The 23,723-nt window shown below is 59.0% G+C and carries 24 protein-coding genes and 1 pseudogene; 18 read left to right on the plus strand and 7 right to left on the minus strand.

Annotated features, from left to right (window positions below):
• Positions 1–19: 19 nt before the first annotated feature.
• Both dctA and PFLQ2_RS16320 read right to left on the minus strand, forming a co-directional pair.
• Entirely contained in the window at positions 20–1,327 is a 1,308-nt protein-coding gene (gene dctA / locus PFLQ2_RS16325) for a C4-dicarboxylate transporter DctA (RefSeq protein ID WP_003180870.1), read from the minus strand.
• Between the two features lie 102 nt (positions 1,328–1,429).
• Complete coding sequence (locus PFLQ2_RS16320; protein ID WP_003180871.1) at positions 1,430–2,599, minus strand: mandelate racemase/muconate lactonizing enzyme family protein; 1,170 nt, start codon at positions 2,597–2,599, stop codon at positions 1,430–1,432.
• A 99-nt stretch (positions 2,600–2,698) separates the two neighbouring features.
• Here PFLQ2_RS16320 and PFLQ2_RS16315 point away from each other — a divergent pair, with 99 nt between their 5' ends.
• The 5 genes from PFLQ2_RS16315 (at position 2,699) to map (ending at position 5,871) form a co-directional block, all read left to right on the plus strand.
• Positions 2,699–3,574, plus strand: a complete 876-nt coding sequence (locus PFLQ2_RS16315) for a LysR family transcriptional regulator (protein ID WP_003180874.1) — start codon at positions 2,699–2,701, stop codon at positions 3,572–3,574.
• Between the two features lie 203 nt (positions 3,575–3,777).
• Positions 3,778–4,191 (plus strand): PaaI family thioesterase, encoded by a 414-nt coding sequence (locus tag PFLQ2_RS16310; protein ID WP_003180876.1) that lies wholly within the window; start codon positions 3,778–3,780, stop codon positions 4,189–4,191.
• Between the two features lie 154 nt (positions 4,192–4,345).
• Positions 4,346–4,666: a hypothetical protein gene (locus PFLQ2_RS29795; protein WP_003180878.1), complete on the plus strand. Its 321-nt coding sequence runs from the start codon at positions 4,346–4,348 to the stop codon at positions 4,664–4,666.
• A gap of 201 nt (positions 4,667–4,867) precedes the next feature.
• Positions 4,868–5,074: a ParD-like family protein gene (locus tag PFLQ2_RS16305; protein WP_003180880.1), complete on the plus strand. Its 207-nt coding sequence runs from the start codon at positions 4,868–4,870 to the stop codon at positions 5,072–5,074.
• A gap of 2 nt (positions 5,075–5,076) precedes the next feature.
• A complete protein-coding gene (gene map / locus PFLQ2_RS16300) occupies positions 5,077–5,871 on the plus strand; it encodes a type I methionyl aminopeptidase (protein WP_003180882.1) in 795 nt (264 codons plus the stop codon).
• Positions 5,872–5,961: 90 nt separating this feature from the next.
• Here the strand turns inward: map and PFLQ2_RS16295 are convergent, their stop codons facing one another.
• Positions 5,962–6,879, minus strand: a complete 918-nt coding sequence (locus PFLQ2_RS16295) for an AraC family transcriptional regulator (protein WP_003180883.1) — start codon at positions 6,877–6,879, stop codon at positions 5,962–5,964.
• Between the two features lie 105 nt (positions 6,880–6,984).
• On the opposite strand from PFLQ2_RS16295, the gene PFLQ2_RS16290 reads away from it, so the two are divergent.
• Positions 6,985–7,863: an NAD(P)H-binding protein gene (locus PFLQ2_RS16290; RefSeq protein WP_003180885.1), complete on the plus strand. Its 879-nt coding sequence runs from the start codon at positions 6,985–6,987 to the stop codon at positions 7,861–7,863.
• 55 nt (positions 7,864–7,918) lie between these two features.
• Here PFLQ2_RS16290 and PFLQ2_RS16285 read toward each other — a convergent pair whose 3' ends face one another.
• Both PFLQ2_RS16285 and PFLQ2_RS16280 read right to left on the minus strand, forming a co-directional pair.
• Entirely contained in the window at positions 7,919–8,689 is a 771-nt protein-coding gene (locus tag PFLQ2_RS16285) for an alpha/beta fold hydrolase (RefSeq protein ID WP_003180887.1), read from the minus strand.
• Between the two features lie 385 nt (positions 8,690–9,074).
• Entirely contained in the window at positions 9,075–9,815 is a 741-nt protein-coding gene (locus PFLQ2_RS16280) for a sulfite exporter TauE/SafE family protein (protein ID WP_003180889.1), read from the minus strand.
• A gap of 99 nt (positions 9,816–9,914) precedes the next feature.
• On the opposite strand from PFLQ2_RS16280, the gene PFLQ2_RS16275 reads away from it, so the two are divergent.
• The 4 genes from PFLQ2_RS16275 to PFLQ2_RS16265 all read left to right on the plus strand — a co-directional run bounded on the left by PFLQ2_RS16275 (position 9,915) and on the right by PFLQ2_RS16265 (position 11,963).
• A complete protein-coding gene (locus PFLQ2_RS16275) occupies positions 9,915–10,178 on the plus strand; it encodes a helix-turn-helix domain-containing protein (protein WP_003180891.1) in 264 nt (87 codons plus the stop codon).
• Complete coding sequence (locus tag PFLQ2_RS30610) at positions 10,141–10,332, plus strand: DUF6434 domain-containing protein (protein WP_083455133.1); 192 nt, start codon at positions 10,141–10,143, stop codon at positions 10,330–10,332. The genes PFLQ2_RS16275 and PFLQ2_RS30610 overlap by 38 nt, the downstream gene beginning before the upstream one ends.
• 267 nt (positions 10,333–10,599) lie before the next feature.
• Positions 10,600–11,139: a kinase inhibitor gene (locus tag PFLQ2_RS16270; RefSeq protein ID WP_003180893.1), complete on the plus strand. Its 540-nt coding sequence runs from the start codon at positions 10,600–10,602 to the stop codon at positions 11,137–11,139.
• Between the two features lie 5 nt (positions 11,140–11,144).
• Complete coding sequence (locus PFLQ2_RS16265; RefSeq protein ID WP_003180895.1) at positions 11,145–11,963, plus strand: helix-turn-helix transcriptional regulator; 819 nt, start codon at positions 11,145–11,147, stop codon at positions 11,961–11,963.
• Between the two features lie 37 nt (positions 11,964–12,000).
• Here PFLQ2_RS16265 and PFLQ2_RS16260 read toward each other — a convergent pair whose 3' ends face one another.
• Entirely contained in the window at positions 12,001–13,158 is a 1,158-nt protein-coding gene (locus PFLQ2_RS16260) for an alpha/beta hydrolase family protein (protein ID WP_003180897.1), read from the minus strand.
• 1,307 nt (positions 13,159–14,465) lie between these two features.
• Here PFLQ2_RS16260 and PFLQ2_RS30975 point away from each other — a divergent pair.
• Both PFLQ2_RS30975 and PFLQ2_RS30980 read left to right on the plus strand, forming a co-directional pair.
• Positions 14,466–14,627 (plus strand): annotated as a pseudogene (locus tag PFLQ2_RS30975) (HAMP domain-containing protein); the annotation flags it as partial.
• A 57-nt stretch (positions 14,628–14,684) separates the two neighbouring features.
• Complete coding sequence (locus PFLQ2_RS30980; protein WP_371261176.1) at positions 14,685–15,485, plus strand: methyl-accepting chemotaxis protein; 801 nt, start codon at positions 14,685–14,687, stop codon at positions 15,483–15,485.
• 24 nt (positions 15,486–15,509) lie between these two features.
• Here PFLQ2_RS30980 and PFLQ2_RS16250 read toward each other — a convergent pair whose 3' ends face one another.
• On the minus strand, positions 15,510–16,421 hold the full coding sequence (locus PFLQ2_RS16250; protein ID WP_003180901.1) for a LysR family transcriptional regulator: 912 nt from the start codon (positions 16,419–16,421) through the stop codon (positions 15,510–15,512).
• A gap of 323 nt (positions 16,422–16,744) precedes the next feature.
• Here PFLQ2_RS16250 and PFLQ2_RS16245 point away from each other — a divergent pair, with 323 nt between their 5' ends.
• From PFLQ2_RS16245 to PFLQ2_RS16220, 6 genes are all read left to right on the plus strand, one after another.
• A complete protein-coding gene (locus tag PFLQ2_RS16245; RefSeq protein WP_003180903.1) occupies positions 16,745–17,683 on the plus strand; it encodes a VOC family protein in 939 nt (312 codons plus the stop codon).
• Positions 17,684–17,697: 14 nt separating this feature from the next.
• Positions 17,698–18,081 (plus strand): Rieske (2Fe-2S) protein, encoded by a 384-nt coding sequence (locus tag PFLQ2_RS16240; protein ID WP_003180905.1) that lies wholly within the window; start codon positions 17,698–17,700, stop codon positions 18,079–18,081.
• A gap of 155 nt (positions 18,082–18,236) precedes the next feature.
• Positions 18,237–19,361, plus strand: coding sequence for an FAD-dependent oxidoreductase (locus PFLQ2_RS16235; RefSeq protein WP_003180907.1), 1,125 nt, complete (start codon positions 18,237–18,239; stop codon positions 19,359–19,361).
• A 126-nt stretch (positions 19,362–19,487) separates the two neighbouring features.
• Positions 19,488–21,167, plus strand: coding sequence for a DUF1302 domain-containing protein (locus PFLQ2_RS16230; RefSeq protein WP_003180909.1), 1,680 nt, complete (start codon positions 19,488–19,490; stop codon positions 21,165–21,167).
• Positions 21,168–21,179: 12 nt separating this feature from the next.
• The gene (locus PFLQ2_RS16225) at positions 21,180–22,544 is read left to right on the plus strand and encodes a DUF1329 domain-containing protein (RefSeq protein WP_003180912.1); all 1,365 of its coding nucleotides are present in this window, start codon (positions 21,180–21,182) and stop codon (positions 22,542–22,544) included.
• A gap of 71 nt (positions 22,545–22,615) precedes the next feature.
• Complete coding sequence (locus tag PFLQ2_RS16220; RefSeq protein WP_003180914.1) at positions 22,616–23,719, plus strand: YCF48-related protein; 1,104 nt, start codon at positions 22,616–22,618, stop codon at positions 23,717–23,719.
• The last annotated feature ends 4 nt before the right edge of the window (positions 23,720–23,723 follow it).

A 23,723-nucleotide genomic window follows, 5' to 3' on the forward strand; every position in this document is an offset into this window, starting at 1 on the left:
GACCCGAGTGGCTTGTGAATCATTTTTGCGCCAGCAAGGCCTTTCTGGCCGACTTTTCGTGTTTCATTGCCGCGATTTCGCGCTCGCAGGCCTCGACGTCGAACGAGTTGTCCCACTTGGCGATGGCGATGGTGCCGATGCCGTTCCCGATCAGGTTAGTAACGGCTCGGGCTTCGTTGAGGAAACGGTCGATGCCCAGCAGCAACACCAGGCCAACCAAGGGAATTGAATGGATGGTCGTGAGCGTTGCAGCCAGCGTCACAAACCCCGCGCCCGCCACGCCTGCCGAGCCTTTTGAGGTCAGCAGAAATACACCGAGCAGAATCATCTGGTCCACAAACGTCAGTGGCGTATTGGTCGCCTGGGCGATGAAGATGGCGGCCATGGTGAGATAGATGCAGGTACCGTCCGCATTGAAGGTGTAACCCGTAGGCAACACCATGCCCACGACCGATTTTTTGCAGCCTAGCTTTTCGAGCTTCACCATCATTCTCGGCAGCACGGCTTCGGTTGAGCAGGTGCCGAGGGTAATGAGAATTTCATCTTTGAAATAACGAAGAAATTGCATGAGCGGCATGCCCGACCATCGAGCCACCGTACCCAGCACGACCACGATGAAAATCAAGGTTGTGAGGTAGAGCGCGACCAGCAACTGGCCGAGCGACAACAAGGTGCCGATCCCGTATTTGCCGATAGTGAACGCCATGCCGGCACCGGCACCTATCGGCGCCAAGCGCATGACCATCGCAACGATCTTGAACAGGCCTTGCAGGAACAGATCAATGGTGTTGATCAGCGGCTTGCTGGTTTCACCCATTTGGACCAGCGCAACTCCCATCAATACCGAAAGCAGAATGACCTGCAGCATGACGCCATTGGAGAAGGCGCCCATGAAGGTCTGCGGGATGATATTGAGAAAGAAATCAATGATGCCGCCTTGCTCACTGGCCGCTTGGCTGTATTTGCTGACAGCACTTCCATCAAGGGCACCAGCGTTGATGTTCATACCGACGCCAGGCTTCACGATGTTGACCACGATGAGGCCAATGACCAGGGCGATGGTCGACAGAATTTCGAAGTAGACCAAGGCTTTTACGCCAATTCGCCCAACCTCTTTAATGCTGCCCATCTTTGTGATACCCACGACGACGGTCCCGAAAATAATCGGCGCCAACAGCATTTTTATCAGCTTGATGAAGCCATCGGCAAAGGGCTGGAGCTTGGCTCCGACATCAGGTACGAAGTAACCGATTGCAGCACCTATCACGATACCGATCAGCACCTGCACATACAGTTGGCCGTACCAGCGAGACTTGGAGATTTCCACGGGAGCACCTCATTTTATTTTTGTGATGGGCATGTGGCGTGGCGTCAGTGGATGACGCCTGACGCTGCGGCCTCTTTCACAGAGACCGCAGGATGTGAGTGATCAGCCTTCGCCCAACTCACGCATTACCGCGTACAAAGCGGACTTGGCTTCGAAGCCAACGCCAGGGATATCCGGCAGGCCGACATAACTGTTTTCCACCTGGATTCCGTCAGCGAAGCCGCCGAAAGGCTGGAACACGTCCGGGTACGATTCGTTGCCGCCCAGATGCAGGCCCGCTGCGATGTTCAGCGACATCTGGTGACCGCCGTGCGGAACGACGCGGCGGGAAGACCAACCCATTTCTTCCATCACCTTCAAGGTGCGCATGTACTCCACCAGTCCATAGGACAGCGCGCAGTCGAACTGGAGATAATCACGGTCGGGACGCATGCCGCCGTGGCGCAGGAGGTTACGGGCATCCTGGTGGGAGAACAGGTTTTCCCCGGTAGCCATAGGCAGTTCATAGTGATTGGCAAGCTCAGCCTGGAGTGCATAGTCCAGCGGATCGCCGATCTCTTCGTACCAGAAGAGGTTGTACTGCTTGATCGCTTCTGCGTAAGCGATACCTGTTTGAAGATCGAAGCGACCATTGGCATCGACCGCCAGGCGACGACCGTCCCCAACGACTTCCAGCACCGCTTCGATACGACGGATATCTTCGTCCAGTGGCACCGCGCCAATTTTCATCTTGACGACGTCGTAGCCACGATCCAGATAACTCTGCATTTCCGCTTTGAGCTTGGTCTGGTCTTTGCCCGGATAGTAATAGCCACCCGCTGCGTAGACCCAGACCTTGTCATCGGCCACGCCGTCACGGTAACGGTCGGCGAGCAGGCGATAGAGGGGTTTGCCTTCAATCTTGGCAACGGCATCCCACACGGCCATGTCGATGGTGCCCACTGCGACCGAACGCTCGCCGTGGCCACCTGGCTTTTCGTTGGTCATCAGGGCTTTCCAGATGGCGAACGGATCCAGGTTGTTGTTCTCATGGTCGACGAGCGTATCTGGATCCGCTTCCGTGATGCGCGCCAGGAAACGATCACGCATCAATGCGCCTTGCCCATAACGGCCATTGGAGTTGAAGCCGTAGCCGATGACGGGCTTACCGTCGCGAATAACGTCCGTGATGACAGCGACAACCGAGCAGGTCATTTTCGAGAAATCGATATAGGCATTGGCGATTGGGGAGGCAATCGAAACAGTTTTTTCGCGGATGTCTACGATGCGCATGACGGGTTCCTCTTGTTGTTGATGGCCCCACGTTATGCTTTGCGATGACACCCGCCCAATGCTATTAATGCCGCACCCTATGCACAGGAGGCATGGCCCTTGGAGCTCGTTTGGCTTGAAGATTTTTCGGCGCTTGCGGAGTACGGCAGCTTTGTTCGGGCGGCTGAGGCACGGCATGTTACGCAGCCGGCGTTCAGTCGCAGAGTGCGCTCGTTAGAGAGTTGGATGGGGGTGCAACTGTTCATTCGAACGCCTCAAGGCGCGACGCTTACTGAAGCAGGGCGGCAAATATTGCCAAGTGCCCAAGAGGCTGCCAGACGCTTGTACCGAATGCGCAATGAGGCCCAGGAGGTCGCTGGCATGGCCGCCAAGTCGCTTCAATTCGCGGCGACGCACTCCCTGTCATTTACCTTCTTCCCCAAGTGGCTGCGAAGCTCAGAGAGCGGCGCCCCAATCGAGGCTGTGCAACTGCACTCCGATAGCATGGCTGTCTGTGAGCAGATGCTTATACATGGCCAGGTTCAGTTTCTGCTCTGCCATCGCCATCCCGACGTTCCACCTCTACTGGCCCCTGATCAGTTCATCGGCAAGAAGGTGGGTGAGGACGTTCTCGTTCCCCTTGCGAGCGCTGGCGCTACTTTCGGCTCCTCGCCTGCGGCATTGCCATACCTTGCTTACACCCACGAGTCCGGCTTGGGACGCATCGTCGCTCACCGGCTGCGGGGCAAAGAAGAGTACCTTCACCTCAAACCGCTTTTCAGCAGCCACCTTGCAGCGGTACTGATGTCCATGGCCCTGGAAAGCAAAGGCGTGGCCTGGTTGCCCAAGAGCCTCACCGAGCAGGAAATACTGGATGGTCGCCTGGTCAGGGCGCTCGACGAAAGTTGGGATATACCGTTGGAGATCCATCTGACCCGTCCCTCTGCGCCACTCAGTCAATCTGCGGAAGAGTTTTGGGGCAGGGTGGGGCAGTGATTGTGTCCGCATACGGTTCAGCAACTGATAAGCAGCCGGCCGACATACCGTGTTGCTCATCCCATTTGAGGATGCTCTGTTTATGGTTGCAGATTCCGCATACGTATAGTCCTTGTCCCGGTGCCCGATCGCAAATAAACCCGCTTAGTTGAAATTTGGTATTCAGGCCAATACGCCGTCCAAAATGGACACAAGGAAGAACCATGGACGCTAGAGCTATTCCCGAAGGTTTTACCCCGTTTGGCCGCAGCAGTCCGCTGCTTGATTTGCTCGGCCCGATCTACGCGAGAGGCAGCGGGCTGGAATTGCAACTTGGATTATTGACTGACTCACGACATGCCAATGGCCGCGGCACCTTGCATGGAGGTGTATTGGCGACATTAGCCGATGTGGGCATGGGGTACGCCATGGCATTTTCCAGCGACCCTCCGCAGCCATTGATCACGGCCAGCATGACGTTGGATTATCTCGGCGTGGTGCAAATCAATGAATGGCTGGAGGTACGTCTCGAATACTCCAAAAAAGGACGTCAACTGGCGTTCGCTGCCGTCAGCTTGCATGTGGGTGATCGAACAGTGGCACGCGCGAGTGCGGTGTTCTCTGTGCCAATGAATTGAAAATATCCGTCCATCCAATTCGCCGAATACTGGGCATTTGCCGGTAAAGTTCGGAGCACGTACTTTTCCGGTCTAATCAATTCCTCTCTTTATTGAGGAGGGCCATTGCTCGCTGTTCTGAAATCGGCATTACCGTTGGATTTGTATTCTCGACATGGATGTAGACAAACCAGTGATCCGGGGAAGAGTGAAGAATCCTGTGAACATTGAAGGGCCTATTCCCGCCTATTCCGCGGGAGCCCAGCGCCGTGTGATCCTGTCGAATTTCCGCATGTTCAATACCGTGCCGCGCCATGGCGTTGCTAAATGCTTGGTCGACTCGTTTTTTGTTGCGGCGCTGAAGGGTCATATGCGCGCGGTATATCGCATAGCAAAAAAATACGCTGAACGTCATCAATATCAGCCCGAGGCCGAACTTGCTCCAGAGAGAATCGTCCATGCCGAGTTGCCCTTAGGTAGTCCCGATGCCCGTTGAGGCATGTTGACGGGATTCAAAGCAGCATAGCAGTAGCTCGCTGGCCGACCCGTTGAAATCGGTCTGTTGAAACTGCCGCCCCTCATCGCTCGGCGATACCGCCACTGCCTCCGATTCTGCTTTACCGTTTGGTCATTGCACTTGGTTTCTACGCTTACGAAGCATATGCTTGTCATATATGAAACGTATAGAGCGAAACCCATGGGCATTGTAAACATCGACGACGAATTACACGATCAACTGCGCCGAGCCACCAAGGTGTCCGGTCGGTCCATCAACGCGCAGGCTGCTTTCTGGATCAAGGTCGGCCTGTTGTGCGAGATAAATCCTGAGCTGACCTTCAACGAGATCATCCGCCGTGAACTCGGCAGCGCGGGCGTGCGTGCACAGCCATTGGTGGTGAGTTGAGCATGATCAAGAATCCCGGGCAGGTAGCCCTGCTAGCGGAGTCTGGCCGACTCCTGGCGTCTGTGTTCGAACTGCTGGATAGAACCAAGCTTACGGGGATGTCGACACTCCAGGTCGATGCCCTGGTGGAGCGTTTTATCGTCGATGACCTCAAGGCCCGACCGGCGAGCAAAGGCCAGTATGGCTATGGGTTCGTACTCAATTGCTCGGTGAACGAGGTGGTTTGTCACGGTGTGCCATCGCCTGCCAAAATTTTGCGGGATGGCGATATCGTCAATCTCGATATCACCTTGGAAAAGAATGGCTACATCGCCGACTCCAGCAAGACCTACCTTATCGGTGAGGTCAGCGCCGCTGCCCGGCGCCTGGTCGATGTCACCTATGATGCGATGTGGCGGGGTATATGCGCGGTGCGGCCAGGTGCGCGGCTGGGTGACATTGGGGCGGCCATCGAGCGCCACGCCAAATTGAATGGGTACTCTGTGGTGCGTGAATACTGCGGCCATGGCATCGGCCGGGAAATGCATGAGGAACCTCAGGTGCTGCATTTCGGCAAGCCCGGCACCGGCCTGGTGCTGCGCGAGGGCATGGTGTTCACCATCGAGCCCATGCTCAATCAGGGCACGAACCATGTCCGGACCGAGGCGGATGGTTGGACGGTCGTGACCAGGGACGGAGCGCTTTCCGCTCAGTTCGAGCACACCGTTGCGGTGACTTCTTCGGGTGTTTCGGTGTTGACGTTGCGCCCGGAAGAGTTGGGTAGGGCGCGGGAACTGGAACCTCTCGTCGTTTCGTAACTGAAAACCAGACTGAGCCGTGTCTATTGTTTCTGGCGACAAATCGCTACCGGAGGCATGGACATGAGGCAGCGTATTTCACCCGACGCTTCAGGCAGGCGCGGTTGCTTTGCTGGCGTACTGCCTGGGCGAGCAGCCCAGAATGCGTTTGAACGCCGTGCTAAACGCGCTCTCCGACTCGTAGCCAATCGACAGCGCGACAGTGGATACCGAGTCGCTTGAGCTCAGCAATTTTTCCGCCGCCAATAGCATCCGCCAGCGGCTGAGATATTCCATTGGCGAGGCGCCGACCTTGGCTTTGAATTTGAGCGCAAACGTGGAGCGCGATACGCCGGCGCAGGCGGCCAACGTCTTTAATGTCCAGGCCTGAGCGGGCGCCTCGTGCATGGCGCTAAGCGCGGCGCCTAATTGTTTGTCCGCCAGCGCATAAAACCAACCGATGCGCTCTGTCACCTGCTGCGCCAGATGCACGCGCAGGGCCTGGATCAACATCATGTGTGCCAAATGTTGGGCGATTAAAAAGCCGCCCGGCTGCCCTTCGCGCAGTTCGCGTCGCATGCGCTCCAGTGACCAGCGCAGGTCGGTCTGGTCGTCGTTGCCGCGGATATGCACGATGGGCGCAAGCAGGCCCAAGAGAAAATCAGCATGCAGGCCATCCAAGGAAAAACGGCTACCTGCCAGAAAGAAATCGCCGCCCCCGTTGTACGTCACGATGCCGTCCGGCCGTTTCGCCGGAAACAACGTGGCGCCGTCGATGGGCGCCAGCGCGGGGTCACTGGCCAAACGAAAGCGCCGCCCGCGTGGCAACAAAAAACAATCGCCCTCCTTCAGCAACAGGGGAGCCGCGACGCCTTCCATAATCAACCAACACTGGCCGGTAATAACCGCATTAAATTTGATCGCGTCATACGAGGTGAACTGGATTGACCAGTCCCCACCGGCAGCGAACCCGGCAGACACATAGCTGTGAGGTTTGAGCAGCGAAAGCACTTCAGAAAGCGGGTCCATGCAAGATTCCGGACGATGGCCAATGTATTTTAGATTTCCAAGCATAGATCGTATTGATCGACGCCGTCACCATGGAGATCATTTCGCCAGATTCAGGAGCGCACCATGATTGTCGTTACCGCCCCCACCAGCAACATTGGCTGCCAGGTCATTGAGCGATTATTAGCTGCCGATGCGCCCGTCAGGGTCATCGCACGCGACTCATCACGATTGTCGCCAACCGTACGGGAGAGTTGCGAGGTAATCGAAGGCTCTCACAGAGACGACGCTGTCGTGGATAAAGCCTTCCAAGGGGCTGACGCGATGTTTTGGTTGGTGCCGCCTGATCCGAAAGCCCCCAGCGTGAACGCGGCCTATCAGGATTTTAGCCAGGCCGCGTACCGGGCAATCAAACGTCATGGCGTGGCACGCGTGGTCAGTGTCTCCGCACTTGGGCGGGGCGCGGCGAAACAGGCAGGTCTGGTCAGCGCATCACTGGCCATGGACGATCTGCTGGCAAGTACCGGCGCCCACTACAGGGCTTTGGCGATGCCCACGTTTATGGACAACCTTCTGCGCCAAGTGAGCTCGCTCAAACAGGCCGGTGTATTTTTCTCACCCATCTCCGCGGACCTTAAACTGCCCACCTGCGCGACACGAGACATTGCCGCGGTGGCCTGCAAGTATCTGCTGGATAGCCACTGGACCGGGTACAGCGATGTGCCGGTACTAGGACCGGAGAACCTGTCATTTAACGACATGGCGCACATCATTTCGCAGGTGCTGGAAACCCCCGTGCGCTATCAACAGATACCGTTCGAGGTGTTCAAGGAGAATTTGCTCTCGCAAGGCATGTCGCCCGCTATGGCTCAAGGCGTGGTCGACATGATGATCGCGAAAAACCAGGGCCTCGACAACACAACCCCGCGAACTGCGCAAAGCACAACACCTACGAGCTTGCGGCAATGGTGCGAAGAAGTTCTTAAACCGGCTATACAGGCGTAACACGTATTCAACGACAAAAGGCCCGCATGCGCGGGCCTTTTGCTGCCGGTTGCCTTTATTTCGCAGCTTTCTCAATCAGGTTAGCCACCACCTTCGGGTTGGAAACCATCACCACGTGGGAGGCGCCTTTAACCACGACGGTCTGCTTGGAATGCGCACGCTCCGCCATGAACGCCATCGCCTGTGGAGGAATGTTCTTATCCTTATCGCCGTACACGAACCAGGACGGAATGGTTTTCCAGGCTGGGTCGGTAGCGGCTTCGTTCAGCGCGGCGACGGTGACGGGACGCTGACCGGCAGCCATCAGGCGAGCTTCAGCCTCAGGGACATCGGCTGCGAACTGGTCGTGGAATTTATCCTGTTGGATGTAGAGATCCTTACCGCCATCGGCCAGTTCGACCGGGGCCGACAAGGCCGAGGCCAGGGTGCCGCCCGGGAATCGTCCAGACAGTTGCGCCGCAGTCTCGCCAGCTTCCGGGGTGAATGCGGCCACATACACCAGGCCCTTCACGTTCTGCTGGCCGTACGCCGCCTCGCTGATCACCGAACCGCCGTAGGAGTGGCCGACCAGGACCACCGGTGTCTTGATGTTCTTGACGATGCTTGCCACGGATTGGGCGTCGCTGCTGACGCCACGCAGTGGGTTCGCTGCGGCAATGACGGGATAGCCGTCCTTCTCCAGGATTTTGACCACGCCATTCCAGCTCGACGAGTCGGCGAAGGCGCCATGTACCAGAATCACAGTGGGTTTGACGTCAGCAGCGTTTGCAAAACCAGCGGCTGCGAAAGCGGTGGCGAAGGCCAAGCCAGTAAGAATCTTTTTCATGAGTAACTACCTGTAAGAGAAGGAAAGGGAATTGCCGGGTTCGGTGTTATTGGACGACGACGTGCAGGTGCACATCGAGGTTGCTGCGGGTGGCGGTTGCTGCTGCGGTGTAGAGTGCTGTCATGATTTCGCTCCTGATATCGATCCAATCGCTGCTGGTTTTGCTTAGCGCTAAATGTTTGCGCGCTAAGAAGTTGAGATAAAGTTAGCGGTACAAACACTTGCGCGCAAGATAAATTTACAAAAAAATTGTTCTTTTTATAAGGTTCTGTTTTTAAAGAAATATTTTTCGACGTGGGAGGAAGGGGATCGCCCGACGACGCATGTGGATCGAAGAAAAATGATCGAAGGCGTTTGCGGACACAGGAAGCGCGGCGGATCGTTGTCAGGAGAGGCCTCGCACCAACAGCATAATGGCGCCGATGAATACGACGCCCTCCATCAAGAGCGAGTGCCGACCCGGCGTCACGTTGCGCAGCAAATGGCGGGCAACAAATGCTCCGGGCACCGTTGCCAGGCCAATCAAGAGTCCTGCAAGGACCAGTTCGGAATTGAGCTGCTGGAAGCCGCCAAATATGACGACCTTGACCAGCCCCATCGTTAGCGAGACGACGGCATCGGTGGCGATGAGAGGCGCGCCGAATAGCCCTGACGACAAGAGGATGCCGCTCAGGACCGGACCGGTTCCGGTCATCGCCCCGTTGATCAGCCCAAATCCCACGCCGGCAATACCTTCTCCATAGGCGCCAAGTTGGTGGCTGGACGGTGAGCGTAGGCGCCGGTGCATGATGCTCAGCAACATGACGCCGCTGAGCAGCAGGCAGATCCATCGTGACGACAACAGGGTGTAGCTGTATGCACCCAAGGCGCATCCGGGCAAGCCGCCGCACAATAACCTCTTGACGTGGACCCACTCGACGGCCTGCCGGAACGCCCATGCACGGCTTCCGTTGGTCAAGACCATGCCTACCGCCATGAGCGGTATGACATTCTCAACGCCCACGATGGGGATCAGCACCATGGGGAGGATCAACCCCGTCCCGAAGCCTGAAATGCCCCCAATCAACGATGCGGCAAATGCCACGGCGGCAATCAAGATGGCTTCATACGCGCCAACATTGTCCATTTGTAATCGCCTCATTCGTTCCGCAAAAAATCGCAAGAACGATCAAATGCCCCGCGTGTTCATTTGCTAACGTTGCTCCAGCTTTCTAGGAGCGTCTACATGCTGAACATCGAAAAAGCCTTGTGGTACATCGAGGCGGAGTTGAAATCCGGCCTGGATCTTGGGTGTGTTGCGCGCCACTGCAATATTTCTCCGTTCGCGCTAGCGCGTTTGTTTGCACTGTCGACGGGTTGGCCGGTGATGCGTTACATCCGCGCGCGGCGTTTAAGTCAGGCGGCGTTGGCGTTACGTCGAGGAGTACCGGATATCCTGCAAGTGGCGCTGGATGCTCACCCGAGATACCCACGTCTGCAAGGGTTATAAAAATACTCAGAATGTACGCAGATTCATGGTGGAGCACTGCGGCACGGGCTTTAAGTTCGACAGGGACTTTATGGCCTGGATACGTAATGGGGAAACGAAGACCATAGGGGATGTCGTTGACGAATGGGCACGAAGAAATCCTGGTGCCCACTGAGCCGAGTTATCCAAGAAATCCTTGAGTATGTCTGTGGATAACCGCGTCGCCGCCAGGCGGATCGGGCGTTTCAAGCGACGATCAAAAAATAGCCACATTGCCGGTGGCGCATCCCGCGGACCGGCAGGAATAACTGATAAATTTCCAAGGGTTGGCGAAATCTCATTCACCGGAGCGTTTCGGCACACTAGTCGAGCATTTCGGCACAGTAATCCCCCCGTGCGCTCTCTAGACTCATGCTTCTCACAAGGCTTAGAAGAGGTCACGATGAACATCAGAACAATCCTGTCCGCATTGTCCATGAGCGTCGCTCTCACCGCGCACGCTGCCGATTTTTCGTTGACGAGTCAGGATATTGCGCAAGACCGTCCGCTGACCAGTCGAGAGGTGTTCCAGGGGTTCGGTTGTGAAGGGGGCAATACGTCGCCGGAGCTTTCCTGGAGCAATGCCCCGGCGGGTACCAAGAGTTTTGCAGTCACAGTCTACGATCCTGATGCCCCGACCGGCAGCGGTTGGTGGCATTGGACGGTAGTCAACTTGCCGACTTCAACCACCCATTTGCCCCGGGGAGTGGGCTCGAACCTGCCTGCTGGTGCAGTACAAGGTCGCACCGATTATGGCCAAGCGGGATTCGGCGGCGTTTGCCCTCCAGTAGGGGATAAACCTCATCGCTATCAATTCACCGTATGGGCGTTGAAAGTCGATAAGCTACCCCTCGATAATCAGTCCAGTGGCGCCCTGGTGGGCTATATGCTCAATGCCAACGTCTTGGCCAAAGCGACCATCACTCCCATCTACGGACGTTAAAAACGATGCGCCCATGTGTCGGCACACAGCACCGGGAAAACACGATCGATGCGTTTGTCATCCGGGCGCGACAGCCCCATACCTTGCGGCGGGTATCGATATTCGCCACCACTTTGTGCCGCGTGCGCCAGGGACAAAAGCTGCTGCAATGGGATGATCGAGCGATGCGCGCCGGGTCGCAACATCTGATCCTGATGCCGGCCGGACGTGAGCTCGGTATTTCCAACTTCCCGGGTCGCCAGGGTCATTACATTGCCGATGCAGTGACCTTTCCCGGTTCGGTGTTGCGTGACTTCAGCGCCCGGTATGGCCAGCAGATCATGAGCTGCAACCAGGCTCCGACATCCGATCTATGTGTCCCCTTGGACAGGCATATCACCCAAGCGTGGGACCAGTTGTTGGCCGCCATTAATGCACAGGCTCCCCACGCTTTACGCACGCATTATGCGCAGGCGGTTCTATTGAGCCTGGGCCTTGGCGGCTTCGCCGGGCCGCTGCTGATGGATCGCAACGATTCACTGCGCGAGCGGGTGCAGCGACTGGTCATGAGTGGCCCGGAGAAAGACTGGACAGTTGCCAGCGTCGCACAGCAATTGAACCTCGGTGAGTCGACGCTGCGCCGGCAATTGGCCAATGAAGGGGACAATTTCAGGAACATCCTGGAAGGCGTTCGGCTGGCAATGGCGCTGCAATGGCTGCAAACCACTTCTCGACCCATCGGTGAGATTGCCGGCGCCAGCGGTTATGCATCGGCCTCACGTTTTGCCGTGCGCTTTCGCTCTCATTACGGCCTGTCGCCCCGGGATTTGCGAGCGACAATCTAAGTACCCACTTCAGCCAGTCATAAAGAAGACTCGACCGTCATGCGGTACGACCGCCGAGCACTTCTGCGACCCAGTCGGCAATGTACTGGCCGGCGTTGATGCTGTTGTCGAAGCTCGAATGCTGCACGCCTCCTTCCCGCTCGGTGAATATTTTCAGCTCGCGCTTAGGGCTGTTGATCAATTGTTCGTAGGTGCGCTGTGCCCACTTCAACGGGATCTGCGAGTCCTTTTCACCGTGGGTGACGAGGAAGGGCACCTTGATGCGATCCAATATGCCGTCCAAGTGGACATTCTCGGCGATGGCCATGAACTCATCGGTGTCTTTGGCGCCCCATACCCAGGCCACATGCGACCAGTAATGGGGAACCGGGAAGCTGCCTTCTTTTTCCATGCGGCGTTTCTGCACATCGCGCCAGTCGTGGTTGGCACCCCATACCACCCCACAAGCGAAGCGCGGTTCGAAAGCGACTGCGCGAGGGCAGTAATAGCCGCCGAGCGATACACCTTCCAGGCCGATGCGCTTGCCATCGATATCACTGCGGGTTTGCAACCAGTCCACCACGCGGCTGGCCCAATGCTCACTGTCGAAACGGGCGGTCAGGTGATGCAGGCGCAGTGCTTCGCCGGTACCGGGCTGGTCGATGATCAGCGACGACACGCCACGTTTCGCCAGCCAGGCGGGCAGGCCGACGCGGTATTTCATTTCTTTGGTGGAGTCCAATCCGTTGACCTGCACCAGAATCGGCGCCGGGCCAGTGACGCCTTCGGCACGGACCAGCAGACCTGAAATGTGCTTGCCCTCGTAGGGGATTTCAACTCGTTCGCAGTTCTCTTGCGACAGTTCGATACCGCGTTGGAAGGTCTTTAGAAAGCGCTGGTATAACTCTGCGCGGCCAGGCGCACCATGGGCTTGCAGGCGTTCGCAGCTCAAGTAGTAGGTGGCGGCGCGGTTGTATTTTTCCCCGGCCGATAACCGTCGGCCTTTGGTTTCGTCTTCCTCAGCCAAACCGCAAAGCTTGTCAGCCATTCTCGCCCAGGTTTCACGGAAGGCTTTGCTGCCAGCGGCGTCGGGCTGCTTGGCGGCCTCTTGGAGCGGCGCGCACATTTCTTCGATTTCGCCGATGCGGGCACCCATCTCGATGGCGAGGTCGACGGAAAGATTCCAAACGTAGTTAGTTGGGAAGTAGCGGAACATGATTGTTATTGTCCTTGTACAGGCAAAGGCAGGCAGCCAGGTCCGGGCCAGCTGGATCGGGCTCAGACGGTTTGAAGCAGGCTAAGGGGAGGCCAATTGTTTGGCCAATCGCGAGTCGGGATGGCAGGTATCGCGAACGACGATGGCCTGTGTGGATGGGGCCCGGGTTATGAGCTCCAAGCGCACATTCCAAGCCGTAAATCCAGATACCTATCATCGTACTTCACGATTGCTCCTAGCGAAGGATGCGATTGGTGCTGTCCAGATTCGATTCATTAAAGTCCGCCGCATACCGTACCGCCGTTGGCGGATGGCACCACTGGATCCTGCCGCTTGATGAACTGTAGCCACCGTCCGTCACGGCATTCTTTTCCCTGCTGTGTAAGGAGATGGGCATGTTTGCACTGAGCCGTGTGCTCGGCGATCTATCGGTGGGTGCCAAGCTGTTGCTGGGTTTCGGCCTGGTACTGCTGGTGACTCTCGGAGTGGCGGCCACCGCGTTCCATTCTCTGGGTGTATTGCAGCAGCGCGGGGAGCAATCGCGTCATGAGTCGTCGATCCAGGCACTTATCCTGCGTGCCCGCATCGCCGAGAAGGAATTCGCCCTGGATCTCTCTCCACAGCGCCTGGACCAGGTGCGCGAGATTATCGGCAAACTGAGCCAGCAACTCGATGACGCACCAGCCAGTAGCGCATCCCGCGCCACCATGCGCACGGCTGTCAGCGCGTATCTGGAGCAATTTCTCGGCTATGCCGATTCCTTGCGTCGAGCCCGCGAAGCCCGCCTGCATATGCAGGCGCTTGCGCAGACCGCAGGTGGCCGTTTCACCTTACTGTTTCTTGATCAACTGGATGCACTTAATGTCCAGCTAGGGCAAGGGACTCCGCCGAGCAGTGATCAGATGGTGCTGCTGGAGCAGACCGCTGCGCTGCGGGACAAGCTCGCCAAGCTGCGTGACAGCGAGCTGTATTACTCGCTCGACGGCGAGGAGCATTACCGCAGCGACTGGGAAATGAGCATGAGCGACCTGCTGGCCGCCATGCAGGCGCTAGATCTGGGTGAGCAACAAGGCGAGTCGCTGCAGGAGGCGAGCACGGCCTTGAGCGACTACCGCAAGGCTTTCGTCGAGTTCGTTGGCAGCCGTGGGCAAAGTGCGCAAAACAGCGCGGCGATGAATGCGCAAACCGAACAGGTGAGCCTGTTGCTGGCCCAGGCCGAAGAACAGCAGAAGCTGGCGGTACTGGACGATAATCGTAGCGCCTATCGTCAATTGGGTCTGATCACCGTCCTGGCGTTGGCCTTGGGCATGGGGGCCAGCCTGCTGATCCGCCAGTTGATTCTCCAGCCGCTGCGCCAGGCCGTGCAATTGGCTGAGCGTGTGGCGGCAGGGGATCTGAGTCAGCCGCCATCGGAGAGCGATCGTCGCGATGAATTGGGCCAGCTGTTGAGCACAGTGGGTAGCATGCTGGGCAATCTGCGCGGATTGGTCGGGCGCATCGACCGTGGTGTCGGCTCGCTTAACGGCATGGCCCGCAGCCTGGCCGAGGTGACCCAGAGCAATAGCCGTGGTGTCGAGCAGCAGCGCCAGGAAACCGAATTGGCAGCCACTGCCATGCAACAGATGGCTGCCACGGCGCAGGAAGTCGCCCGCAACGCGGGTGAGGCCAGCGAAGCGGTGGCCCACGCCGACGAACAGGCCCGTGAGGGCGATGAGCTGGTACGTCTGGCGGGTGGCAAGATCGATCATTTGGCAGTGGAGATGAGTGGTTGCGCACAAGCCATGCAATCCCTGTTGGTGGAGAGCGCAGCGATTGGCGGGGTGCTCGATGTCATCAAGGCGGTGGCCGCGCAGACCAACCTGCTGGCGCTCAACGCTGCCATCGAGGCTGCGCGTGCTGGTGAGCATGGTCGCGGTTTCGCCGTGGTCGCTGATGAAGTGCGTGGGCTGGCTCGGCGCACTCAGCGTTCAACCACGGAAATCGAAGGGCTGATCGCTCGTCTGCGAGGTGTTGCCGAGCACGCCGCCGAGCGCTTGCAAGGCAGCCACGTGCTGAGCGATGAGACGGTGGTGCTTGCCGCCCAGGCCTCCCAGGCGCTGGCGCGAATCACTCGGGCGGTGTCGCGCATCGAGCAGATGAACCAGCAGATTGCCGCCGCTGCCGAGCAGCAGAGCGTTGTGGCCGAGCAAGTCAGTCAGAGCATGACGCGGGTGCGCGAAGTGGCCGAGGGCAGCGCAAGGGAAAGCCTGCAGCTGCAAGTCTCAACGGCCGATTTGCAACAGATTGGCGGCGAGTTGAATGCGGCCGTCGGGCACTTTCGCACTTGATTCGTCTCTGGGCAGCGGGAGCAACTATTGCTCCAGCTCGTTGATGATCTGACTGATTTTCGCCCGCAGCCAACGATGCATCGGGTCCCCATCCATGGTGCGGTGCCAGAGCATGAACTCACGCATGACCGGGATTTTCACCGGTGGCTGCAGGATGCGCAGCGGCAGGTAGTTGGCATAGAGCTCGGCCATGCGCTGGAGCATGGTGGCGACACGTTGGGTGCCGACGATCAACTGCGGCAAGGTGTTGAAGTCGTGGGTGACGACTTCCATGCGACGCGTGAAGCCGTACTGGCTCATCAGCCATTCTTCGACGCTCAGTTGCCGGTTACGGCCAAAAATCACCGATACGTGGCCCATCTCGATGTACTGATCGAGCGTGATGCTATCGCCCACTTGGGTGTTGCCGTCCCATACAACACAAACGTGCTCTTCTTCGAACAATAGCTGCGATGGGTGGCCATCGATGAGGTAGCGCTCAGGCACGATCATCATGTCGGCTTCGCCGCGCATCAGCAGCTCGGTGGACGTGTCGCCGGGGCCAAGCAGTTCGAAAGTAATGTGCGGGGCTTCCAGGTAGATCTTCTGAATTACCCGGGCAAACAGGACACTGATCAGGTAGTCCGAAGTAATCAGGCGGAAATGGCGCTTGCTGGTGGCGGGGTCGAACACTGGTTTGGCGGTGATTGAGGACTGGATCGTCAGCAATATCTCCCGTACGGGCGCCGCCAGTTCACGGGCATAAGGCGTGGGCTGCATCTTGCGCCCGACCTGCGCCAGCAATTCATCTTCGAAATAGGCACGTAGCCTGCCCAGTACCCCGCTGGTGGCGGATTGGGTCATGTGCAGGCGTTCAGCGGCGCGGGTGATGTTCTGTTCTTCCAGTAACACATCAAGCGCCACCAGGAGGTTGAGGTCCAAATGGTTGAAACGCATGGCGGCCTCGATTCTTGTATTTATTTTGTAAATACATTCCGGCGTTCCCATCGCCGCGTCAAGCCCCTTGAAAGGGCGGATCGACGATGATTATTCGATCGTCCCCGCTCTTGGCTCGGTGCGCACAGGTATCGCGTTTGCCGATAGGTCGCATCCCGACAAGCGATTAGTCAGTGGGCTTTCCCGACGTCAGTATCGGCTCGCAGTCGGTTGGCCGTGACGCTTTATCGACTCCAAAACAACAAGATCGGCAGCGCATCGTCCGGCATTGCTCCGCAACGGGGTGTCGACCTTGCGCCGAATAAATTAATGGAGTGGTAACAATGAACATCATCGGCCTTGATGCCTTGGTTTTTGGCGTCGACGACATCCAAGCCTGTACCCATTGCCTGCGTGACTACGGCCTGCAACCTGTCGATGTCGACAGCGAGGGCGGCCGTTTTGAAGCCCTCGACGGCACTGCGGTGATTATCCGTCGTGCTGACGATGCCAGCCTGCCGGCGGCCATCGGGCCTGCGCCCTCGATTCGTGAAACCATTTATGGCGTGGCCAGCGCGGCTGACCTTGAGGCCATCGCCGACGAGCTGGGGCGTGATCGCCCGGTAACCCGCGGTGCCAACGGCTCGGTGCACAGCGTTGACGACATGGGGTTTGCCGTTGGTTTCCAGATCAGCGTCCGCCGTCCATACAGTGCGCCCGCCGACCTGACCAACGCGCCGGGCCATGTCGCCCAGCGCCCGGTCAACCAACCTGGCGTCAATCCCGATATGCAGGCGCTGCCGCGTACCCTTTCCCATGTGGTGTATTTCGTGCCGGATGCGGTCAAGGCCGAAGCCTTCTACAAGCGCCTGGGCTTCGTGACCACCGACACCTTTGTCGGCGCCGGTCCGTTCATGCGCCCGGCGGGTTCCGATGATCACCATTGCCTGTTCATGATCCAGACGCCACCGCATATGAAAGGCTGCGAGCACTTCACTTTCCACATGGGCAGCGGCACGGAAGTGCTACTGGCCGGGCGACGCTTCGAGCAGAACGGCTGGGCCAGCTTCTGGGGGCCGGGCCGTCACCTCTTTGGCTCCAACTGGTTCTGGTATTTCAACAGCCCGTTGGGTTGCCACATCGAATACGACGCCGACATGGACAAGCACGATGATGCCTGGCAAGCACGCCAGGCGCCGTTGTCGGCGGATAACTCGCAGCTGTTCCTGTTCACGTCCAGGGAAAAATGGTTTCCGAGCGGTCCGCCGCCCAAGCAGGCGTGAGTGCCGATCCGTCCATGAGCCATGCCGCCATTGCTCTGTGCCGCCTGGATGAACTGCTCGAAGGGCAGGCCCGTGGATTCGATCCGCTGGGTGCGGGAAAGGACAGCGTCTTCGCCCTGCGTCACCGCGGTGAGGTGCGGGTTTATCGCAACAGCTGCCCGCATCTGGACGTGTCCCTGGAGTATCGCAAGGACCGTTTTCTCAGCGCCGACGGTAGCCAGATCGTCTGTTACGCCCACGGTGCCCGGTTCCTTCCGGACAGTGGCCTGTGCGTCTACGGACCGTGCCTGGGGGAGCGCTTGGGCGCTCTGCAATGGAAGGTCGAGGCCGATTGGCTGGTGCTCGAAGCGGGTCAGTTGGAGGCATTTGGACCGTCATTAACGTATCGCGGTTTCTGATACATCGTATCCCTACATGCGATTAGTCAAACGCCTGCTTTGCCGAGAAAGTGGGCACAACGCGGTAGCGAATGCGTGCAGAAGTACCCAGTGGCGAGGCCTCGAATCGCTCCTGCGGAGCCAGCGTGAATAACAAGAATAAGAGTGAGACAAGCATGAACCCAGTGAAGAAGGTGCTTATTGTCGGCGGTGGTATCGGTGGTCTGTGTGCCGCAATCGCATTGCGCCGCCAGGGCATCGACGTCGAGCTTGTCGAACTCAAGGCGCAGTGGACCGTCTATGGCGTCGGCATCATCCAGCAGAGTAACGTCGTGCGTGAGATGGCCAAGCTGGGTGTGCTGGACGGCTACCTGGATGCCGCCTGCGCATTCGAGGATGTGACCATCTCCAACACCGCCGGGGAGCAACTGGCGCGCTTTCCAGGCCAGCGCCTGGCTGGCTCCGAGTATCCCGCCAACGTCGGCATCTCGCGTCTGGCCCTGCATCAAGTCCTCAGCGAAACCACGATTGCCCTGGGCGCCTCGATTCGCCTGGGCCTGAGCGTACAAACGCTGGAGCAGGCGGGCGAGGGCGTCGACGTGCTGTTCACCGATGGCAGTCGCGGCCGTTACGACCTGGTCGTGGGGGCTGATGGCCTGTACTCCCATCTGCGCGATTTGTTGTTCGGCGAGCAATACCAGCCGCGATTCACCGGTCAATCGGTGTGGCGCTACAACTTTCCACGTGCCCCTGGCATCGATCACCTGGCCACCTTCCAGGGACCCGCCGGCAATGCCGGGCTGGTGCCGCTGGGGCACGACCAGATGTACCTGTTCGTGACCTCCCATGAGCCCGGTAACCCGAGGATGGATGCCTGCACCCTGGCGTCTGAGATGCGCCAGCGCCTGAGCGGTTTCACCGGCCTGATTGGCGAACTGCGCGAGCAGATCAAAAACAACGACCTGGTCGTCTACAAGCCGCTGGAAGTGGTGTTCGTCAACGAGCCCTGGTACCGCGGTCGTGTCGTGCTGATCGGCGATGCGGTGCACGCCACCACCCCGCACCTGGGGCAGGGCGCTGGCATGGCCATTGAAGACGCCGTCGTGCTGGGCGAGGAGCTGGTCGCCGGAGGCAGCGTCGAACAGCAGCTCGAACGCTTTATGGCGCGCCGTTATGAGCGCTGCAAATTCATCAGCGAAAGCTCGGTACTGGCCGGTGACAAGGAAATGGACCACGACCGTAGCTTCGACCGGATCGGCCTGGTCAGGCGGATGCTCGAGGTCACGGCAGAGCCCATTTGAGGCGCAGGCAGGACTGATTTCGCTTTCCCAAGGATGTTCATGCCCGTGCAGGCCTGGCCTGGCTCTACGGCGGGCGCTGTTTACCAGAAGAGCTGACATACAACAACAATAAAGAGGGTTACTTCGATGGCTACTCGCAAGCTCGCTGCCTCGCGGCGCGTCCCCTTCACCCTGACCCTTGCGGCCAGCCTGGGGCTTGGCGCTTCGGCTGCCCAGGCGTTTCAGATCGATACCGGCAGTCCGGATCTCAGCTTGCGTTGGGACAATACGCTCAAGTACAGCTCGGCCTGGCGCCTGAAGGACTCCAGCAGCAAGCTCAGCCAGGGGCAGACGGCGCAGAACCAGAATGACGGCGATAACAACTTTGGAAAAGGGCTGATCTCCAATCGCCTGGACATTCTTTCCGAACTGGACATCGGCTATCACGACTTTGGCGCTCGCCTGAGCGGTGCGGCCTGGTATGACACCGTGTACCAGGACCGCAACGACAATAACGACGCAGCCAGTGCCAACCAGCGTTCGGTCGGCTTCGACGAGTTCACCAGCGACACGCGTCACCTGCATGGCGGCGATGGCGAACTGCTGGATGCGTTTGTCTACTGGAACGGTGAACTGGCCGACCGTGCGATGTCAGTTCGTGCGGGGCGTCACGGTCTGATCTGGGGTGAGAGCCTGTTCTTTGGCGGCAACGGCATTGCCGGGGCCATGGCGCCGGTGGACGTGGTCAAGGCGCAATCGGTGCCCAACACCCAGTTCAAGGAAATCACCCGGCCGGTCAACCAGCTTTCGACCACTTACCAACTGACCGATGATATGTCATTGGGGGCCTTCTACCAGTTGGAGTGGGAAGCTACCCGTTTACCCGGCGCCGGCAGCTACTTTTCCACCAGCGATACCATTGGCGAAGGCAATGAACGGCTGATCACTGGCGGGCCATTTCCGGATTTCCTAGGCGGTAATGCCAACAGCCCGGCGGCGTTTTTCCACGGCAAGGACAAGAAAGCCAGGAGCTCCGGCCAGGGCGGCCTGCAGCTCAAGTACAACACCGGGACGACGGATTACGGCCTGTACGCGCTCCAATATCACGAGAAAACGCCCTCGTTGTATTTGAAGCCGAATGCCACCGGACCGAACTTCAGTACCGGGCAAATCGGCGAATATTCCTGGGTTTACCCGGAAGACATCCGTGTCCTGGGTGCCAGTTTCGCGACTTCCGTGGACGAGTACAGCTTTGCCGGTGAGGCGTCCATGCGCTGGAACATGCCGCTGGTGTCCAACGCCCAGACCGTCCTGCCGGGCGTCGACGCGGACAACAATGATGACGCTTTGTACGCCGTTGGCCGGACGGCCCACGTCAACCTCAATGTCCTGGCATCGCTGGGCCCTTCCTTCGTCGCCAATGAAGCCAGCCTGGTAGGGGAAGTCGCCTGGAATCGCCTGCTGGCAGTGACCAAAAATCGCGCCGCTCTCGACCCTAACGCCACCGATGACGGCCTGGGCTTGAAGCTGGTGTACACGCCCACCTATCGCCAGTTCTTCCCTGGCGTGGATCTCAGCGTTCCGGTGGGCATCAGCTATTTCCCCATGGGCAAGTCGGCGGTGATCAGCGGGTTCGGCCCCGATAGAGGAGGGGACATGAACATCGGCGTCTCCGCCACGTACCTGGACCAAGTGACCGTGGGACTGACCTACACCCACTTCTATGGTCCCGAGGACACCAGCCTCAACGCCGCCAACCAGTTCAACTTCAAGCAGTCGCTGAAAGACCGGGATTACCTGGCTTTCTCCGTCAAGTCCACGTTCTAAGAGGATTCGCGCATGACCATTCAGTTCACTCTAAAGGCCTTGTGCTTAACCCTGCTGGCCGCCGCCGCGCCGATGGCCCTGGCCGCCAGCGCCGAACAAGCGGCCGCGCTGGGCAAGACCTTGACGCCCTTCGGCGCGGAGAAGGCGGGCAATGCCGACGGCAGCATTCCGGCTTGGGACGGTGGCTACACCAAGGCCGATCCAGGCTACGTCCCGGGCGGCAAGCGTGGCGATCCGTTTGCCGCGGACAAGCCGTTGTATAGCATCACCGCCCAGAACCTGGCCAAGTACGCCGACAAGCTCAGCGACGGCACCAAGGAGCTGTTCAAGCGTTTCCCGGAGACCTACCGCATCGATGTCTATCCGACCCGGCGCACGGCGGCCGCACCGCAGTGGGTCTATGACAATACGCTCAAGAATGCGACCCGCGCCAAACTGGTCAACAGCAGCGCCGGCCTGATCCCCGACGGGGCCTATGGCGGGATCCCGTTTCCGATTCCACAGAACGGTACCGAAGCCATTTGGAACCACTTGCTGAACTGGCGCGGCACCTCGGTGGCGGCGCATTTTCGCCACTATCTGATGACGGCCGACGGCAACCAGGTGATGACCAGCGACGGCCTGTTGACCCAGGAGATGCCCTACTACTTCGAGGAGGGCGGCCCTGAAAACTACTCGGGCGACTACTGGCAGGTGCACTTTGTCAATTCCGGCCCGGCGATTCGTGCCGGCGAGCAGATCCTGGGCCGTGAGAACATCAACGGTGACAAATCCCAGGCCCACGTCTATTTGAGCGGCCAGCGCCGGGTGCGCACGCTGCCCAACGCTTGCTGCGATACCCCTACGCCGTCCACTGCCGGGGTCATGTCCTTCGACGAACTGTTCGTGTGGCAGGGACGTACGGACCGGTTCGACTGGAAACTGGTGGGCAAGCAGGAAATGTATGTTCCCTACAACACCAACAAGGTGCAGGCGGCCGCTCAGCCGCAAGACCTGTTCGCCAAGCACCATCTGAATCCTGACTACGTGCGATGGGAGTTGCACCGCGTCTGGGTAGTCGAGTCGACGTTGGCCGCCGGCAAGCGTCACCAGTTGCCCAAAGGCCGCTACTACCTCGACGAAGACACGTGGCAAGCCCTGCTCGGCGACCGCTGGGACGCCAGCGGCCAACTGGCCAAGACCCTCTGGTCCCTGCCTTCCGTATTGCCCGACCTGCCAGGCCTGGTGCAGCTGTCGGCCGGTTTTTATGACCTGACTTCGGGGGCATGGTTTATCCAGAACGTCTACGCCGGATTGCCGGACCAGTATCACGCGGTCGATCGCTACAAGGCCTCCGAGTTCTCGCCAGCGGCGATGGCCGGGCGCGGCGTGCGTTGAGTCTGAGCTGAGCGTGAAGGGCAGGCCTGTTGGCCTGCCCTTGGGGTGCGAGTGTTTTTCCGAGGTGGGTTATGAACAGAATCAGTCAGGCGGGCGCTTTGCTCTTGGCCTTGTATTTGCCCTTCGCCACGAGCGAGTGCCTGGCAGGGGCAAACACCGTGGGCGCGCCGCTGAACACCCCGGCCATGGTGGTGCCGGCTGCGCAGAAGAGCGTATTACTCGATCTGGCGCGGGCCGGCACACGTGTGGTGGCCGTAGGCGAGCGTGGCCTGGTGCTGCTTTCCGATGACAACGGGCAAAGCTGGCGTCAGGCATCGGTGCCGGTATCGGTCAGCCTGACGGCGGTGCAGTTCGTTGACGCGCAAAAGGGATGGGCTGTCGGTCACTCCGGTGTGGTATTGGCCACTCGCGATGGTGGCGAGCACTGGACGCTGCAACTCGACGGTGTACGCGCGGCACAGCTTGAACTGGATGCAGCCAGGGCCGACCAGGCCACGGCGGCCAACCCGGATGACGCATTGGCACGTGTACAAACGGCCGAACGGGTCGTCGCCGAGGGCGCGGACAAGCCCTTTCTGGCACTGGACTTCATTGATGCACAACACGGGCTGATCGTGGGGGCCTACGGGCTGGCGCTGTGGACCGCCGATGGCGGTGCGACCTGGCAATCGCGGATGGGTCACATCGCCAACCCGAACGGGATGCACCTGTACGCCATCAGTCACCAGGGGACACGTTGGTTCCTCGCTGGCGAGCAGGGTTACCTGGCGCGCTCGGATGACGACGCGGTTTCGTTCAGTCAGTTGCAAAGCCCTTACGAAGGCAGTTTCTTCACCCTGCAAACCCGCGCCGATGGCGCCCTGTTGGCGGGCGGCCTGAGGGGCAACGCTTTTATCTCCAAGGATGGTGGCGACAGCTTCCAACGCCTGTCAGTCCTCATGCCGATTTCATTCAACGATGCCACCCGCCTGGCCGACGGCGAGGTGCTGCTGGTCAACCAAAGCGGTGCGCTGTTTCGCAACGGCGAACAGACCGGGGAGGCGCTGCTGCCACTCGGTGAGCCCTTGGGCAAGCCTGTTTCAAGTCTGATCGAGGCAGCCGATGGCAGCCTGATCGTCGCCGGTTTCACTGGGCTGCAGCGTATTGCGCAGCCATCCACTGCCGCTTCGGAGTGAGATC

This window comes from Pseudomonas fluorescens Q2-87 (assembly GCF_000281895.1).
Lineage (GTDB): Bacteria > Pseudomonadota > Gammaproteobacteria > Pseudomonadales > Pseudomonadaceae > Aquipseudomonas > Aquipseudomonas fluorescens_S.